At 58.6% G+C, this 17,744-nt stretch carries 14 protein-coding genes; 1 reads left to right on the forward strand and 13 read right to left on the reverse strand.

The window, feature by feature from the left end; genetic code table 11:
- Positions 1-123: 123 nt before the first annotated feature.
- The 11 genes from O3648_RS02595 to rpsB all read right to left on the reverse strand — a co-directional run bounded on the left by O3648_RS02595 (position 124) and on the right by rpsB (position 13,220).
- The gene (locus tag O3648_RS02595) at positions 124-1,479 is read right to left on the reverse strand and encodes an RIP metalloprotease (RefSeq protein ID WP_279742037.1); all 1,356 of its coding nucleotides are present in this window, start codon (positions 1,477-1,479) and stop codon (positions 124-126) included.
- Positions 1,480-1,693: 214 nt separating this feature from the next.
- Positions 1,694-3,742 carry an ATP-binding cassette domain-containing protein gene (locus tag O3648_RS02600; protein WP_371568238.1) on the reverse strand — a complete coding sequence of 683 codons (2,049 nt, stop codon included), beginning with the start codon at positions 3,740-3,742 and terminating at the stop codon, positions 1,694-1,696.
- A gap of 9 nt (positions 3,743-3,751) precedes the next feature.
- Complete coding sequence (locus O3648_RS02605; RefSeq protein WP_371568240.1) at positions 3,752-4,942, reverse strand: secretion protein HlyD; 1,191 nt, start codon at positions 4,940-4,942, stop codon at positions 3,752-3,754.
- 181 nt (positions 4,943-5,123) lie between these two features.
- Complete coding sequence (locus O3648_RS02610; protein WP_371568242.1) at positions 5,124-5,978, reverse strand: chromosome partitioning protein ParA; 855 nt, start codon at positions 5,976-5,978, stop codon at positions 5,124-5,126.
- A 484-nt stretch (positions 5,979-6,462) separates the two neighbouring features.
- Positions 6,463-7,788: a 1-deoxy-D-xylulose-5-phosphate reductoisomerase gene (dxr, locus tag O3648_RS02615; protein WP_371568243.1), complete on the reverse strand. Its 1,326-nt coding sequence runs from the start codon at positions 7,786-7,788 to the stop codon at positions 6,463-6,465.
- A gap of 153 nt (positions 7,789-7,941) precedes the next feature.
- Complete coding sequence (locus O3648_RS02620) at positions 7,942-8,529, reverse strand: cell division protein DivIVA (protein WP_279742031.1); 588 nt, start codon at positions 8,527-8,529, stop codon at positions 7,942-7,944.
- Between the two features lie 202 nt (positions 8,530-8,731).
- Positions 8,732-9,640 (reverse strand): phosphatidate cytidylyltransferase, encoded by a 909-nt coding sequence (locus tag O3648_RS02625; protein ID WP_371568244.1) that lies wholly within the window; start codon positions 9,638-9,640, stop codon positions 8,732-8,734.
- Between the two features lie 6 nt (positions 9,641-9,646).
- The gene (gene frr / locus O3648_RS02630; protein WP_371568246.1) at positions 9,647-10,204 is read right to left on the reverse strand and encodes a ribosome recycling factor; all 558 of its coding nucleotides are present in this window, start codon (positions 10,202-10,204) and stop codon (positions 9,647-9,649) included.
- Between the two features lie 295 nt (positions 10,205-10,499).
- Positions 10,500-11,243 (reverse strand): UMP kinase, encoded by a 744-nt coding sequence (gene pyrH / locus O3648_RS02635; protein WP_279754365.1) that lies wholly within the window; start codon positions 11,241-11,243, stop codon positions 10,500-10,502.
- Between the two features lie 195 nt (positions 11,244-11,438).
- A complete protein-coding gene (gene tsf, locus O3648_RS02640; protein ID WP_279742027.1) occupies positions 11,439-12,269 on the reverse strand; it encodes a translation elongation factor Ts in 831 nt (276 codons plus the stop codon).
- Positions 12,270-12,422: 153 nt separating this feature from the next.
- Complete coding sequence (gene rpsB, locus O3648_RS02645) at positions 12,423-13,220, reverse strand: 30S ribosomal protein S2 (protein ID WP_005508818.1); 798 nt, start codon at positions 13,218-13,220, stop codon at positions 12,423-12,425.
- Between the two features lie 611 nt (positions 13,221-13,831).
- Here rpsB and O3648_RS02650 point away from each other — a divergent pair.
- Entirely contained in the window at positions 13,832-14,368 is a 537-nt protein-coding gene (locus O3648_RS02650) for a M23 family metallopeptidase (RefSeq protein WP_371568249.1), read from the forward strand.
- Positions 14,369-14,498: 130 nt separating this feature from the next.
- Here the strand turns inward: O3648_RS02650 and O3648_RS02655 are convergent, their stop codons facing one another.
- Both O3648_RS02655 and O3648_RS02660 read right to left on the reverse strand, forming a co-directional pair.
- Positions 14,499-16,640 (reverse strand): flagellar motor protein, encoded by a 2,142-nt coding sequence (locus O3648_RS02655; protein WP_371568327.1) that lies wholly within the window; start codon positions 16,638-16,640, stop codon positions 14,499-14,501.
- A 58-nt stretch (positions 16,641-16,698) separates the two neighbouring features.
- A complete protein-coding gene (locus tag O3648_RS02660) occupies positions 16,699-17,655 on the reverse strand; it encodes a hypothetical protein (RefSeq protein WP_279790928.1) in 957 nt (318 codons plus the stop codon).
- Positions 17,656-17,744 lie beyond the last annotated feature (89 nt).

The following is a 17,744-nucleotide window of genomic DNA, read 5'->3' on the forward strand; positions in this document are numbered from 1 at the left end:
AAGGTTTTCCTCCATACATGGGTTGTGAAGGACGTACGACGCATCCTTCGTTCAACTTTTTATTGTGCCACTGACGCGAAAGAAAGCACTAATACGGGTACCCTTACCGCGTGCAACAACACACTAAAACAGGGTGATGGGCTTAACAATATCCGCCACAATCAGAATGATAGACATCACAATGAACGCGCCCGCCACCACATACGTCAACGGCAACAACTTCACCGGATCAAACGGACCCGGATCCTTACGCCCAGTCAAACGTGCAAAGAAGCGACGCACGCCCTCCCAAACAGCGCCCAACACATGGCCACCGTCCAGAGGCAGAAGCGGAATCAAATTGAATGCAAAAAGCATCAAATTCATATTCGCCACCAGCGAGACCAACATCGCAGCCTTCGCCTTCACATCAATACGGTCAGTAGCCGTCACCTCACCGGCAATACGGCTCACACCAACCACAGACACCGGCGACTCGGCACTACGCTCACCACCAGTCACCAAAGTCACCGTCAACTCCCACACACGCTGCGGCAACGAAAGCATCGACGAACCCACACGAGAGAGCGTATCGCCCACCATCGTAGGCACCTCAGTAATAGAACCAGGCACCAACTCACTCGACGGCGAAACACCCACAAAACCGCCACGAGTCGTCGCAATCGAACCATCCGCAGCACGCGCATACTGGCCCTTACCATCAGAAACCGGGCGAATCATCTCAACCGGAGTTACCGACAAATCCAGACGCTGACCATTACGCTCCACCGTCAAGGTGCTCGGGTGAGAACCCGCCGCACGAATCGCCGAAGACACAGCCTCCCACGAACCCGTCGATGCACCATTCACAGCAACCACACGGTCACCCACCTGCACACCAGCAGCCTTCGCAGGCGACGGAGTGGACTTATCCGTACACTCACCATAGCTAATCGAATCATGAGTGACATTCACGCTCGGCACGCACTCAGACACCGCCGAAACCTTATTCGTCACCTGCGCCGTACCAAAACCACAAATCAGCACAGCAGTACACACCACACCAATCAGCAGGTTCATGGTCGGGCCACCCAGCATAATCACCATGCGCTTGAGCACAGGCAACTTATAGAACAGGCGGTCCTCATCACCGGGCATCATACGCTCAGCATCCGCCGCACGCGCCTCCTCAGCCAAAGACGCAAACGGGCTAGTACTACCCGAATGGCCCTCCTCATGGTGCTCCTTCACCTCAGCAGGGCTCGGCGGGTACATACCAATCATCGAAATGTAACCACCCAACGGGATCGCCTTGAAACCGTACTCAGTCTCGCCGCGACGGAAAGAGAACACGGTCTTACCGAAGCCAATCATGTACTGCGGAACACGCACATTGAACAGCTTTGCGGGCACCAGATGCCCCACCTCGTGCAGGGCGATCGAGACGGCAATAGCGATTGCCATGAGGATAATGCCCACAGCGTACAGCAGGATTTCCACGCTTTTTCTCGTTTCGGTTCGGGGATACGAAGCTTCTAGGATACTCGCTTAGCCTGTGAAAGCGCCCTCCCCCGCTTTCTGGAGGGGCTGGATGGGGGACGATAAGAGGGGCAGTGTTCGTCCTCGTTCCTACAGGGGCACCCGCCCTCGCTTCGCTTCGAGCACCCTGATGTCACTTCGGACGATACCGCCCCTCAACACCTAGCCAACGCGACTAGCCTGCCGCCAAGGTCTGCGCCGGATCAATACGCGAAGCCTTCGCCGCCGGATACAGACCAGCCAACACGCCAACCAGCGCACCAGCGCCCAAACCCAGCAGGATAGTGTCAACACTAATAATTGGCGTCCAGCGGTTCATCAAAGACACAATCGAGATGCCGTTAACCGCCAGCACAATACCAGCCACAGCGCCCAGGATGCCGGTCAGCAGCGCCTCCGCCGAGAACTGCAACAGAATACCCGAAGGGCGCATACCAATAGCCAGACGCAAACCAACCTCACGGCGACGCTCCATCACCGCAACCAGGAACGTATTCATAATGCCCATCGCGCCAATCACGAGGGTAATAACACTCATGGATATAAGCATGGTGCGTTGCTGCTGGTCGACAGCCTCACGAAGAGTTTTCGGCTCCGGCGGGACACTCACGCTATACAGGGCGGGACGTTCCGGCGAGAGCGCGTACGGTGCTTCCTCCGCAATCTGGTTTGCGGCACCGGCAACAGTACTCACCACAATCTGAGTGGAACGCTTACCGGTCTGCGCCGCAGCCGCGCCACCACCGGCAGCGGGCTGCGCTTCTTCCGCATCGGCACCAGGCTTCGCGCCCAGAGGCAGGTAGACCGAACCGTACGACAGAGTCAGCGAAGGGTTCTCCCGCACCACACCAATAACGGTGTACGGCTCATCGTGAATATAGACCGTAACTCCGAGGCTATAGGGCAGCGCAAGCTGGCGCATCACGCTTTCGCTGAGCACCACAACCTTATCGTTCCGCTCCACGTGCCCCTCGTCGAAGGTACGACCCCACACCAGCTCGTGACCCTGCACGCTAAAGATGCTGGGGGTTGCCGCAAGGACGGCAGCCGTCACGTTAGCGCCGCGCTCGCCAAAGTTGTCTGGGCCGCGCTGAATATCGGCGGATTCATCCAGCTGATCCACTAGCGCGGTACCGGTCACTCCGTTCAGTTGGCTAACACGCCGGTAGTTCTCACTAGCCGCCAGGCTCAATAGTTCAGCCCGGCTCAGGGGTTCGGTTCGAGTGGAGCTTATCGTCAGGTACTTAGCCCTAAAAATGTCGAAGCTGTCAGCCAGCTGCCCAGAAATGGTGGCGGTCAGACCAACGGTCAGCACAAGCGAAGCAATACCCAGCACCACGCCAAGCATGGTGAAGATATTGCGCCTCACCCGGTGAACGGTAGCGTCCCAGGCTTCTTTGAGGGACGCGAGCACCCAAGGTGCACGACCGCTCCCCTGCGGTTTAGATGCTTGTTCCTCAGCAAAGCTAAGCTGATTCAGAAACGCACGAACAGCCGTTTCTTCGTGCCGCGGTGCCTTCTGCTCGATGAGCTGCCCCTCATGCATACGTAGCACCCGGTCGCAGTGCTCCGCCACGAGCGGGTCGTGAGTAATCACAATCGTGCTTTGCTGCTCCCCTGTACATTCACGAAGCAGGTCAATCACTTCACGGGTGAGCTCTTCATCCAGCGAGCCGGTCGGCTCATCACAGAGCAGCAACGCTGGTTCCCCAATGAGCGCACGAGCAATAGCCACACGTTGCTTTTCACCGCCGGAGAGAGTGGTGATGGGTGCATCCGTTCGGTGGCTCAGCCCCAGCAGGGCGAGAGTGTCCGTAACCCGTTGTGCTCGTTCCGCTTTGGGCACGCCACGGTAGATGAGCGGTAGCTCAACGTTGCGGTACACGTTCTTATGCTCGATGAGGTGGAACGCCTGGAAGACGAAACCGATGCTGTCCAGGCGCGCTTCAGCTCGCTGTGCTGCGTTGAAGGTTGCGGTGTCTGTACCGTCCAGCAGGTAGCTGCCGGAGGCGGGCGTGCTGAGCAAGCCGAGGATGTTCAGCAGGGTTGATTTGCCGCTGCCGGACGGTCCCAGGATTGCGACGACTTCTCCGTAGCGGACTTTCAGGTCAATATTTTTGAGCACGTCAATTTGAGTGTCACCCTGCATAAAGTGCTGGGACACTCCCTGAATATCGACGCTATAGGCTGGTGGGTGCGCGTGAGCGGCGCGGGAGTCAGTCATGGCTACTCCCTACTTTTTCTCGCGCATGATTTTGACGCTGTCGCCTTCGTGCAGGTCACCGGTGACGGCGTTCTTGCCGTTGGCGTTGCTGATGACGGTAACGGTTACCTCGCGTTCTTCGCGGGCCTTCGATCCGTTGGAACTTTCGGGGCCGAGCACGATGACTCGGGTCTGTCCGTCACGGGTGTAGAGCGCCGATGAGGGTACGACCAGGTGTGCTTCGGGGGTTTCTTCGAGGGTGAGTTCCGCGTTGACGGTGCCTCGGAGGCTGTCCGCCTTATCCCCTACGTCGAGGGTGAGGATGCGTTCCCCTTCGGTGTTTCCTGCCGCACCGGCTGCGCCATTGAGATTGGAGCCAGCCGCACCTTCTGCGCCATTAGCCTGGCGGCCAGCCTGGCTATTGCCTGCGGCACCGGCGGCTTCGGAGGTGTTCTTGTATCCAAGGGTTGCGACGTACTCAGTATCACCGAGGGAGGGCACGGTTACCTTCTGGCCGCTACGGGCTTCGGGGGTGAGCCTGCCGGTGGTTCCGGTGCAGCTGAGGGTCTTGCTACCTTCTGCGATGGTGGCTACGGGACCATCTGCGATGGCGCCGGTTGCGCGGGGGTTGCCGGTGACAACTCCGGCACGGTTGATGATGAGGAAGTAACGGGAGGGAATGGGCTGGTCAGTCTTGACGTGCGCGTAGCCGAGGCTGTCGAGGAGGTTGTTGAGAGCCTCGTAGGTGTCTTCGGTGATGCGCGCGGGCTGCGGGCCCTGACGCCCCATGGCGGTCAGTGCCTCGTTGAGGAGTGCGGCGTCGGGGCCGCTATCGTCGAGTTTGAGGTCGCGGTAGAGTGCGAAACCACCGGTGAGGGTGATGAGAGGTTCACCGTTGACTTCTGCGATGAGGGTGCCGTTGCCGACGGTGTCACCGTGTTTGATAGTGATTGCGGTGTACTGCCCTTCACCGCTGTAACGCAACGGGGTTGAGGTAGCGTAGTTCGCGGTGCAGGTCAGGGGCACGGTGGTGCGCAGTTTTTCGCGGGTGACCGTGGCGGTGATGGTGGAGGGGTCCGGGGGTGCCGCTTCCGCATCTTTTTGGGCGGTGGTTTTGATGTTTTGGGCGCTGATGAGCGTACCCACGGTGATGATGAGGAGCAGGGCGATAATGCCGTAGAGCCAGAGGGTTTTCTTCTGACGGTTGGGGGTGGCGCTCATGGGGTCCCTTCTTTGGGTGCGCGTACGGGAACGCTATTGTCTGTGCCGTTTGGGCTTAGGCGGCGGTGCCGTGTGGGGTTAGTTTGTGCCCGGCACGGGGATACGTGCCGGGCACAATACGCTGTGACGAGGTGTAGCTGTTGCAGCTACTCTGTACGCCTGTTCTGGATAGTCCGCAGGATTAGCTCAGAATCTTTCGGGCATTCTCTTCAGCAGTTTTCTTGATCGTGGTCACCTGCTCGATGAGACCCTGCTCCTTTTCGAGGAAGGAACTCAGGTAAGCGATAGCCATCTTTCGCTGTTCTGCATCCAGCCCGGTTGCTTCGCGGCAGGTCGCATCGTTGATCGCCAGTTCATGGGTGTCCTGGTTGTTCTGGCGGTACTGTAGGCGAGCCATATCCGGAGACGTGTAGTCGCCTCCGAAGCGTTCCTTCATGCACTGTGCCCACTTCTCGGTGGCGGGCCCAAGGTCTTTGAAGATTGCGTCGTTGTTGAGGTAGTGAACCGCAGTGACGTAGACCTTTTTTATGGTCGCACGGGATTCTTCTGAACCGAAGACTGCGCGGGTGGCTTCTTGTTGGCAACCGCCCTTTCCTTCGGTGCCGTTTAGAGCCTGCATTTCGGCTTCGCTCATAGTAGGGCTCTGCTCTTCCAGTGCTGTAGTAGCCAAAGAGTAGCGCTCTTCGTATCCGCGAGCGCGGGCATCCGCAACGGTGAGAGGTTCAAGATCAGCCTGCAGAAGCAGCGGGATTTCAGTTTCTCCTGCAGGAACCTTGTAGTTCGGGAATCCTCGTTCAGCCATGCACTGGCTCAGGGAACGCTGGTAGGCACGAACAACGTTGTCAGAAAGTGAGGCGAGGTTCTCTACTTTTTCGATAGCTTGACTATCGGGGCTCGTGGAGGCGCTATACGCTTTCTCAGCGTTAGCGGACGCCGAGGAGTCGGCACTGGGCTGCCCGGATGCGCAGGAGCTAAGCAGCAGGGTTAGTGGGAGTAGAGCCCCGGCGAGGGTTCGTAGGGTGTTCTGTCGACGCATAGGTGGGCACTTCCTCGTGAAATATAGCTGCATCTTTGTCCGCTCGTTCAGGGGCTCTTCGTTGTTTGCCCTTGAGAGAAGAGTATTTGAACACTAGCCTACTATGCGCCGGGGGGGAGGCAAGAGGGACCGGTATCCGTCCTCTCGCCTTATGCAGTGTCGGGGATAGCACGCCGCATGTTTCTCCATCTGGATGTGACTGGAGGGACGGTATTCGTCCTCGTTCCTACAGGGGCACCCGCCCTCGCTTCGCTTCGAGCACCCTGATGTCACTTCGGACGATACCGCCCCTCCACGCGCACCAACCACTGCCAGATCAAGCCGGTGCACCTTCCGGAAGCGACATCAGGGTACCCTCTCGGGTGCTCTCCGCCGCGAAGCAAGGAAGAGCGGAGCGCCCGAGAGGGTGGGTTCCCCTGTAGGAGCGTAGGAAGGTCTGCACCGGCCGCATCCGTAGAGATGCAAGTACCGCCCCAAGAACCGGTTAGTTGCCTGTCATACCCAGCAGCTCATTCGCGCGAACGCGAGCCCAACGCTCCGCGTTCAGCACCGCCTCCAGCGTCAAATCAGCGTCAGAGACAGCCTCAGCGCTGCCGGTGTGCTCTTCCAGTACACGTGCGACCGAATCGACAATGTCGGTAAAGCGAATCGCGCCTGCATGGAATGCTGCGACGGCTTCCTCGTTGGCGGCGTTGAACACTGCCGGGTGGGTGCCGCCGACCTTGCCAGCCTCCTTGATCATGCGCACGGCGGGGAATGCTTCCTCGTCCAGCGGCTCAAAAGTCCAGGATGTCGCCTTCGACCAGTCACATGCGGGCACAGCACCGGGGATGCGGTGCGGCCAGGTCAGACCCAGTGCGATGGGCAGAACCATGCTCGGCGGGGACGCCTGCGCAATGGTCGAGCCGTCCACGAACTGCACCATGGAATGCACGATGGACTGCGGGTGAACCGCCACGTCAATACGATCCAGGCCCACACCGAACAGGTGGTGTGCCTCAAGCACTTCGAGTGCCTTGTTGACCATGGTTGCCGAATTGGTGGTGACGACCAGGCCCATGTCCCAGGTGGGGTGTGCGAGCGCCTGTGCGGGGGTCACATCGTGCAACTGTTCTCGCTTGTAGCCGCGGAAGGGGCCGCCGGATGCGGTGAGAATCAGTCGGTCGATTTCTGCGTCGGTTCCGGAGGCGAGTGCCTGGGCGAGGGCGGAGTGTTCGGAGTCGACGGGCACCATGGGGGTGTCCAGGGGCGATGCATCGACGGCGGCGCATACGAGTGGGCCACCTGCAATGAGGGATTCCTTGTTAGCCAGTGCCACGCGGTAACCACTGTTGAGCGCGGTGAGGGTCGGTTCCAGGCCGATGGAGCCGGCGATGCCGTTCAGCACGGTGTCTGCCGGGCATGCTGCCGCCTGTACGGATGCTTCGGCGCCGTGGGCGATCTGCGGGGTGTAGCCGGTGATGCCGGCTTCGGAGGCTGCCACTTCGATAAGTTCACGGAGGCGCTGCGCGTCTTCTGCGGTGCCGCTGGTGGCGACCAGTTCAGCGCGCACATGCACTGCCTGGCCTGCGAGCAGTTCGAGGGAGCGGGAGCCTGCAGAGAGGGCGACAACCTTCAGCGGTGCGTCGGCGGCGGAGGCGCTGGTACCCTTGAGCGCGGCGAGGTGGTCGATGACTTCCATGGCTTGGGTGCCGATGGAGCCGGTTGAGCCGAGGAGGGTGACGCGCTGCGGTGCGCGGGTGAGTTCTGTGAGGGCGTCGGTGAGGCGGTCGCGGTTCCCGCCGACGCGTGCTGAGGATCCAAACTTCATGGTTCTAGTGTCTCATGAGCTCGCGGCTTTGCAGGGGCACGCTGATTCGCCGCTACGTAGATGGACTCAGTATAGAAGACATCAGGGCAGAACGCTCCAGCACAGAAAAATCCCCCACCCTGGTACGGGGCGGGGGGATTCAACGCATACGTTTTAGAGCAGATCTTGCAGCAGCTCAATGCAGCGGTCTAGGAAAGCATCCACCTGTGATTCCTCGTAACTGACGGTTCCCGAGGCGGGGCTGAACTTTGCGTGGCGCACCACGGAGGGGTCCAGCGGCTCTTCGCTGTTGAGCTGGGCGTACACACGGTCGCAGATGGCGTCCACATCGCCGACGAAGTAGCCCATGTGTCGGCGCTTGCTGGGGCGGCGGAAACGCTCACCGGCGGGGCGTTCCAGGCGGCCTGCAAGCAACTCGCCGGTTTCTACGAGGGAGCGTTCCCAGTTCTCCAGGCCGTACGCCTCAATGTAGCGGCTGCGTTCGAGCTTGGCGAAGCGTTCCTCAATCTTTTCAAGGGCGCGGTCGACCACATCCAGCTGGTAGCCGCCAGGTTCTTCACGGAAGACGACCTGGCGGATTCGTCGGGAGGTGTAGAGGTCTTCGGGCAGTTCGGGGGCTCCGCTGAGCTTTTCGTAGTCCTCGGCAAGGCGGGTGAACAGGCGGTCGACTTCACTGCGCTTGTAGCCGGGTTCGGTTTCTGCTGCACGGGCAAATCCGCCTCCGCGGGTGGTGCTTGCCAAGGTGGCTCCTCTCGACGATTGAACTTTAAGAATACCAATGCGCAGGCTACCTGACGCAAGGTTGGCGGGCGGTGTCGTAAATATAGTCCCTTACGCCCCCGATGCACCGGGTACAGTAAATGGGTCCAGCAAAGGCGGGGCGTCCCTCCCCATTCATGGGAAGAAACGCCCCGCCTTTCATGAGCAACCAAAGCTTCAGGCTTTAGAGCGGCATAATAAACCGGAAAATCAGGCAACCAGCCGCCGCAGCGAAAAGAATCGAGTCCAGACGATCCATCATACCGCCGTGACCGGGCAGAATATTCGACATATCCTTCACACCCATACGGCGCTTGAACACGGACTCCACCAGGTCACCGGCAGTCGAAGCGATCACCATGACCGCCGCCAGCGGAATAGCCCAGTACCAGGGCGAATCCATGACCGCCAAGGCGATAGCACCAACAACCGCCGAGCCGATGAAGGAACCGGCCAGGCCCTCCCAGCTTTTCTTCGGGGAAATCTTCGGCACCATCGGGTGCTTACCCCAATTCACGCCGGCAATAAAGCCGAATGTGTCATTGCAGATGGCCATCAGCAGAATCATGAGGATGCCGCGCTCGCCGTGTTTCGTCTGGAAGTAGACCATGGCGATACCCAGCATCAGCGGCACCCACAGCAGAGCCAGAGCGCTACCGCTCAAAGACTTACCCAGTGAGACCTGACGGTCAGTACGCACAAGAGCAGAAGAGAGCAGCAACACCAGCAGGCTCACCGCCAGGGCGATGCCCAGCCCGGTAAAACCGAACAGGAAGGCCACCACCACAATTGCGCCCGACAGGCCACCCAGCAGGTACTCCGGGATGCCGTAGCCGCGGCGGGTATTGAGCACATGTCCAATCTCCCAGGCGCCCAAAGCCGCCGAGACGGTAGCGACCGCAACAAAAATCGGCTGGTAAATCAAGCCCAGCACCAACAGCACACCGAAACCAACGCCCACACCAATGGCAGCGGGCAGGTTACGGCCAGCTTTGGCGCTACGCGACTTCACCAGTGTTGCAGCAGTCTGCGGGCTCGGCTGTGGAGCAGGCGGCTCGCTTCTCTCTTCTTTCGCATCTTTGCGTGCACTCATTAGGGTTTAGACCTCAAGCAGTTCAGCTTCCTTGTGCTTGTACAGTGCGTCGACCTGGTCGATGTGCTTCTTGGTCTGTGCGTCCAGTTCCTTCTCAGCACGTGCGCCTTCGTCTTCACCGATTTCACTGTCCTTGACCAGCTTGTCAATAGCGGTCTTAGCATGGCGGCGAACATTACGGATGGAGATACGAGCCTCTTCAGCCTTGTGGTTGACGAGCTTGGTATATTCCTTACGGCGCTCAGCGGTCATTTCGGGCATAACAACGCGGATAGCTGCACCGTCATTGCTGGGGTTAACACCCAGGTCGGAGTCACGCAGAGCCTTCTCGATAGCTGCCAGTGCGGTCACGTCGAAGGGAACGATCTTGACGGTACGTGCGTCCTCAACGTTGAAGGACACCAGCTGCTGCAGCGGGATCGGTGCACCGTAGTAGTCGGCGGTCAGGCCGCTGAAGATTGCGGGGTTCACACGACCGGTGCGGACCTTAGCGAACTCAGTCTTAGTTGCTTCGATGGTCTTTTCCATCTTCTCGCCGGCTTCGGCAAGGATTTCTTCGATCACGAAAGGATCTCCTTTGTCGGAATTCTGGGGGACCAGAATTGTCGGTGGGTGCGCGTTCAGCCCTCATGATTTCTCACCGGTTCGCGGCGCATCCGAGGCGAAAACCTTAGAAATAACGCGAAGTCGACGGGAAAGAGGCAGAACATCTTGTTTGATATAAGTCTAGACGGTGCCGCCGGGCATAAGCGAGTTTTAGCGCTTACCCGCGCGGTACCGTCCAGAATAAGTCCGCGCTATCGAGCACGGTCACAGTGTGAGGGGGCGTTCCATACGCCCCACCCTAAAAATTTAGGTGTTAGCGAGTAACGAGGGTACCCATCTTCTCGCCCAGAATTGCGCGGGTCACATTACCTTCACCCTGCATGCCGAACACGCGCATGGTCACGTTGTTGTCACGGCACAGGGAGAACGCGGTCTGGTCCAGCACGCGGATGTTACGCTGCATTGCCTCATCGTAGGTGAGGTTGTACAGGCGCTCAGCGTTGGGGTCCTTGTTCGGGTCAGCAGTGTAGATGCCATCCACGCCGTTCTTAGCGACCAGAACCTCATCTGCGTGGATTTCCAGGGCGCGCTGAGCAGCCACAGTGTCGGTGGAGAAGTAGGGCAGACCCGCACCAGCACCGAAGATCACGACGCGGTCCTTCTGCATGTGACGGATCGCGCGGCGAGGAATGTAAGTCTCAGCAACCTGCGGCATGGTGATTGCGGACTGAACGCGGGTGTCAATGCCCTCCTGCTCCAGGAAGTCCTGCAGAGCCAGGGAGTTCATCACGGTGCCGAGCATACCCATGTAGTCTGCACGGGAACGGTCCATACCTGCCTGGGAGAGTTCAGCGCCGCGGAAGAAGTTGCCGCCACCAATCACGATGGAGGTCTCAACTTCACCAACGGTTGCGGCGATCTGCTTAGCGATGCTGCGCACGACCTCGGTCGAAATACCAACTTCACCGCCGCCAAAAACCTCACCGGAAAGCTTGAGCAGAACGCGGCGACGGCCGGTCTCGTCATGGTGAATCGGGTGCGAAATAGCTTCGGTCATGGTTCCTCCAGTGGCTTACCTAGGGGTTGTTATAGGTGATCGGGGCGGGCTCCTGCCGCCTAGTCCTTATCAAGGATACAGCAAAGCCGGGTAGCCACCACTGGTGACTACCCGGCTTCAGGTTATAACCCCAACGTCATACTATTTCCCTTACCGGGAACCTGCAATACGGGAGGGCAGAACTGCTGCGAGTCCTTATGCACCCACGCGGAAACGTGCGAATGCGGTTGCGGTTGCGCCAGCCTCGGACAGAACCTGTGCAACAGACTTCTTTGCGTCCTTTGCGAAGTCCTGGTCGAGCAGGGTGTTCTCCTTAAAGAAGCCCTTCAGTCGACCCTCAACGATCTTGTCCAGAATCTTCTCGGGCTTGCCCTCAGCGATTGCGGTCTCGCGAGCAACGCGCTTCTCGGTCTCAACCTGGTCTGCGGGGATGGACTCGGAATCCAGGTACTTGGGGCTCATTGCAGCAATGTGGACTGCAACGTCGTGTGCAATCTCCTCGGTGTTCTCACCGGAGACAGCCAGCAGAACGCCAACCTGTGCGGGCAGGTCCTTGGAGGTCTTGTGCAGGTACACTGCAACGTGCTCACCCTCAACGCGTGCAATACGGCGGACAACGATCTTCTCGCCCAGCAGTGCACCAGCGTCGGTGGTCAGCTCCTCAACGGTCTTGCCCTCGTAGGATGCAGCCTGCAACTCTTCCAGGGTGGAAGCGTCAGCAGCAATAGCAGCCTCGAGCACGTTCTGGCCGAAAGCGATGAAGGGGTCGGACTTTGCCACGAAGTCGGTCTCGGAGTTGACCTCAACCATGTAGCCAACGCCGTTCTCAACGCGTGCAGCCACCAGACCCTCAGCGGTTGCGCGACCCTCGCGCTTGGTGATGCCCTTCAGACCCTTAACGCGGATGATCTCGGCAGCCTTCTGCTGGTCGCCGTTAGCCTCGTCCAGAGCCTTCTTGACGTCGAGCATACCTGCGCCGGTCTTCTCGCGCAGTGCCTTGATGTCTGCTGCGGTGTAGTTCGCCATTGTGAACTCCTTGTGTTGCTGTAATAAATCGGGATGACATCCCGGTGGTACAAATGGCGGACGGCGCCGCGCCCAGGTCAGGGCGGGCGCCGTCCGAACGTGGTCCCCGCGGGCGGGGGCCACAAAGCATAAAGCTTAGTGGGCTAAGGAAGCTTACTTAGCTGCCTCTTCAGCCTGTGCAGCCTCGTGCTGCTCCAGGAGCTCGCGCTCCCAAGCTGCCATGGGCTCTTCAGCTGCTTCAGCCTTGCCGTTCTTCTTAGCGTTGCGCTCGATCAGGCCGGCTGCCACTGCGTCAGCAATCACGCGGGTGAGCAGGTTGACGGAGCGGATAGCGTCGTCGTTACCGGGGATCGGGAAAGCAACCTCGTCGGGGTCGCAGTTGGTGTCGAGGATAGCAACAACGGGGATGCCCAGCTTCTGAGCCTCGTTAACTGCCAGGTGCTCCTTCTTGGTGTCAACAACCCACAGGAGGGAGGGAACCTTGGACAGGTTGCGGATACCACCGAGGGTCTTCTCGAGCTTCTCGAACTCGCGACGCATAAGGAGCAGCTCCTTCTTGGTGTAGCGAGAACCTGCTACATCGTCGAAGTCAATCTGCTCGAGTTCCTTCATGCGCTCAATGCTCTTGGAGATGGTGCTGAAGTTGGTCAGCATACCACCGAGCCAGCGGTGGTTCACGTAGGGCATGTTCACGCGGGTTGCCTGCTCAGCGATAACTTCCTGAGCCTGCTTCTTGGTACCCACGAACAGGATGTTGCCACCGTGTGCGACGGTCGACTTAACAGCCTCGTATGCCTTGTCGATGAAGGCGAGGGACTGCTGCAGGTCGATGATGTAGATGCCGTTGCGCTCGGTCAGGATGAAACGCTTCATCTTGGGGTTCCAACGGCGGGTCTGGTGACCGAAGTGAACGCCGGAGTCCAGCATTTCACGCATAGTTACGACGGGCATGTCGTCTCCTTTGTGGTGCCGCGCGGACCTCCCATTCGGGCTAGCCCAACGCGCGCATAGTAGTTATCAGTTTTTCCTGGCGGCGATTAGCGTTCACGGTTACCCGTTTTGCTCAGGCCCTAACCACCCTGTGTGGGTGGACCGAAGGTCCCTTATCGACTCCCCGTCTGAGGATGCCGCTCACGCCGCGCGTCGTCAGTGATGCTGTGCAAATCCCCTCGAAGAGGGAGAATACCGGCGCAGGCACACTGCAATACGACATTATACCGTATATTCCGCGATTAATCCGCCGGATTAGGGTTAAAGCCTGTGAAGGCGGGCCGGGTGTGTGCAGGGGCACTGTGGATAAAGGATTTTAAGGCGGCAACGGCGGGGTTATCCACAATTTTTCGTGAGGCACTGCGGGGCGGGGCAATTCGTGATGTGCTCAGAAGATGAAGCAGAACATGAAGACATTAGAGGGAAAGCTACGGCACACGATCTTGGTGGTGTGCTGTCTGCTGGGTGCACTTCTGAGTGCGGGTGAGCAGGGCTACGCGGGTAGTCAGGGTTATTTGAGCTGGATCAGTTCTACAGACGGGGATGGTTTCACAGAGAGTGGCACCTCAAGTGTGCACGTTCCCAGTAGTGCGCGAGCTCCCAGCGCCGTTGAACTCACCGCGAGCCGACTACGCTACCGCTCCCCCACCGCCGAATCCAGACCGCGGGTAATCCGCCCCTTTGAGAAGCCCGCCCAACGCTGGAGCGCCGGGCACCGCGGCATAGACCTTGCCGTACCTGAGAACGACCGGCGCATCTACGCACCGGCGGCGGGGAAAGTGGTTTTCAGCGGCACGGTCGTCAACCGAAAAGTACTGGTCCTTGCACATCCGGACGGGCGACGCAGCACCTTCGAACCTATGGACGAAACATTACCGGTCGGCACCATGGTTGCAGCCGGTGAGGTAATCGGCACCGTCGCTGTCACGGCGGACGGCACCAGCGAGCGCCCCTACCGGCGATGCTCCACCCCGTGCCTGTACTGGGGCGTACGTGAGGGAGGCGCCCGCAGGGACGGCAGCGGCAAGACCGCCGAGTACATCAACCCCATGAGCCTGCTAGGGTCGAAGGAGCCGAGCATTTTACTTCCCGTACCGGGCGGATATTAGGCACGGGTACTTGTGCCGAGCATGAGCTGAACCAAATACAGCTGTGGTCCGTCACCTCCGGGAAGGAGGTAACGGGCCACAGGAGCCAGTCTAAGTTGTGCTCACTAGTCTAGGCGCTAGAGGCAGATATTTACTGGAGGATGTCACCGTCATCAGCACCGAACTGGTTCAGCTGTACCGACTGGTTGGGCTGTGCAGGCTGCTGAGCAGTCTGACCGGGCTGAACCGGCTGCGCTGCATGTGCTGCGTGCGCATCGTACGCGGGCATTGCCTTGGTCGGTTCAGTCTCACCGTAGTTTAAGCCCTGCTGCGGAGTGAACACCTGAGTCGGCGAGTCATCACCCACAGTATAGGCAGTGTTCTGCGCAGGGTAACCGGGCTGACCAGCGTAGCCACCCTGTGCCGGATAGCCGTTCTGTACATCAGCCTGGGTTGCACCGTAACCGGTCGCAACACCCGCCGCAGCACCAAGGGCTGCCGCCGAAGCGGCACAACGCTCACGGCCCTTCGCACGAGCCGCCGCAATCTTCTTGCGGAAGACGAAGAGCAGAACCAAGATGAGCAGCAGCAGACCCACAATGATTGCATCCACAATCACGTCAATCATGCTCAGACCGGACGCCGGAACAGTCAGACCGGAGGTGCTACTGACACCGCGGTCAGTCTTGACGCTCAGCTCGCCACCATTCACGGTGAGCTGCACATGCTGAGAGTTCTTCGCGATGCTGTTCGCGGCATCTACCTTCTGCTGGTCCAGCGAGGAGAAGGTCGGTGCCTTGAAGGTGAACTCGAAGGGAGCCGAGTAGTAGCTACCCAGCTTCGAAGAGAGCTTAATCTCAGGGGTCACAATGTAGTCGGAGCCGAAGGGGTGGTAGCCAGCGGGGCGGGTGACGGTCACCTTCGAATCGGGCAGGTACCCGTTCAAACGCTGGTTGAACTCGTTCTGGTCCTTACCGCGAACCTTCACGCTCACGATGGTGGCGCCACCGTCCTGACGGACCTCGGTCTCGTCATTGCTACCGCCTGCGAAAACGTCCTTGAGCTTCTGCTCAGCGCCCGAAACATCCTCGGTCGGGAATGCGTAGAGGAAACGCGCTTCCATGGAACCGTCCAGGCCCAGGGAAGTAACCACCTTCATACTCTTCATCTCAATCTGGCGCGAAGAAACAAGGTTAACCGCGAGAATCCTATTGTTCGAGCTGGAAGAGTTACTATCGCGTCGGCTGTAGTTAGGCTCGTAGCGGCGGTCCTCGCTCTCCTTCATCGTAAGGGTCATACCCTGACCCTCCGGGGAGCACAGCAGGGAGCAATCCAGAGTACCCGAGATGGTCTTCTCAACCTTGAAAGATCCGTCCTTCTCGGTTACTTCACGGCTAAAGGACAAATCAGAGCTGCTTGCACCAAAAATCTTCTTGAGCTTATCGCTCAGGTCCTGCGAAGAGGAAGCCTGGAAGATCAGGGTGCGACCAATTTCTTCCTTAGCAGCGTTGGTTGATGCGGAAGGAGCGTAACCCCTCGCTTCAGAAGAATCCAGCCCCTTCTTCAGCTCAGCGCCTTCAGGCTTGACCTGATTCAGGTAGGCATCCACTGCAGAGGAAGTTTCGCTATTCATAATTTCCTTGGCCGAGAAGGAAACCATAACAGAGTAACCGCCATCCTTCTCGTTGATATCCATGAATACAGCCTTGAAGCCGCGGTCCTGGACGTCCTTCGCAGAAATGGTGGAGCCGCCGGAGTTCTTCACTTTCTTCTCGCCAAACTTCACAGTGGTTTCGCTGCCGCTGCTGTTGAACACACTGTTCTTCTGGGAGGAATCAATCACACCATCAACAACAAGAGCTTCCGGGAGCCAGTCCAGCAAGTCTTTCGAGCTGAAGTTTTCCTTCACCTGAATACCCTGTACCAGACCCTGGTCAGAGTTGACGATGCTAATCTGCGGGGTAGCACTGGAACCAGCAGCCTTCAGGATAGAAGCGACCTTGGTACGGTACTCGTCCACAGAGGAGAAGGGAATGGTGAAGGTCGCACGTGCCTTGCCACCCTCAGACTGAATACCACCGTACTCCAGGCCCTCAGGCAGGTGTTTACGCACGGACGCATCCAGCGCCTGGGCGCCACCTTTAATCTTGTCCTTGTTGTCCTTCATATCGAAAGAAACCAGCATGGTGCGTGTACCCTTCTCAGCATTCTCAAGACCAAGCTGGGTCTCAATCTTAGCACCGCAGGCGCTCAGGATCAGGGCGGCAATGGTCAGCAGAACCGCCAAGAACATCCAACGCTGGTGACTGTCAGGTTTCACAGAGTAATTCAAAGTCTGCACGTATATCTCCCTAACTCACCAGTCGGTAGCTGATGAAGTACACAAGCATGACGGCAAGTACCCATGCTGTGCTCAGCGTCGCGTGCATGATAATCGGGGACTTCACGAAACGACCCAGACGATTCAAACCAAGGTAGACGAGGGCCTCACCAGAGAAAACAGCGAAAGCTAGCAACAGCCCCAGCAGTACGAAGATAAAACCGAACCCTTCGTTGCTACTGATTCCACGCATGAAGAGAGCTACAAGGCTCAATACAATATACGTAGGGGCTACAGTCAGAGTCGACACCGCTACTACTTGCATCGAGGAAGCAAATGTAACCGGAACCTTGCCTGTGCGAGCAGTCAGCATAATCTGTACTCCACGCAGAATCAACACTACAGCTGAGATTACGAGGAGTCCCAGAAAAACGAGGAAGAGCTGACCGAAGGTAATCTTAGCGGTCATAAAGCTGTAAGCATCGCGGAACATAAATTTGAGGAATCCCAGCAGAAGCTGGGTAAGGAAGAAGGCAGCAACGATGGCTTGCAGAAAGACAGGAATTACCCAGCCCCATAGACCGGAAGCCTCCAAACGGGCGTGAGCCGGGCCAGGCTTACCAGCAAAGACATCCTGAAAAGCGTCCCATGTAGCACTCAAAGCTTTCATAAAAGGATCCGGCCCGGTAGCAGCATATACCGGTTGTGCAGGCTGACCAGGCTGTGCGGGGGCTGTCTGAGCCTCAGCACTCGGCTGTGCATTAGCATTTACCTGAGCGGGGTGAGGTACCTGCTGCGGATGGACGGGCTGCTGAGGTGCTAGCGGCACGGCAGGCTGAGTAGCATTACCCTGCTGGCTCACCTGAGCTGCCTTACCCGGCTGAGCAGGCAGCGAAGCGTCCTGCGCGGGACGCACGCCGGGATCATAGCCGTAACCACCGACTGCAGATGCACCCTGCGACGGGTTGTTGGGAGTGTTCTCCGACATTGAGATCCTCTCGTATGGTGTGTGGAAGCAATATCGCCGGCAGAATTAGCTTACCTGCGGTATCTCCCTGTCTTTCGTGACAAGACTTT

This window comes from Rothia sp. 27098_8_161, from assembly GCF_041432905.1.
Taxonomy (GTDB): Bacteria; Actinomycetota; Actinomycetes; order Actinomycetales; family Micrococcaceae; genus Rothia.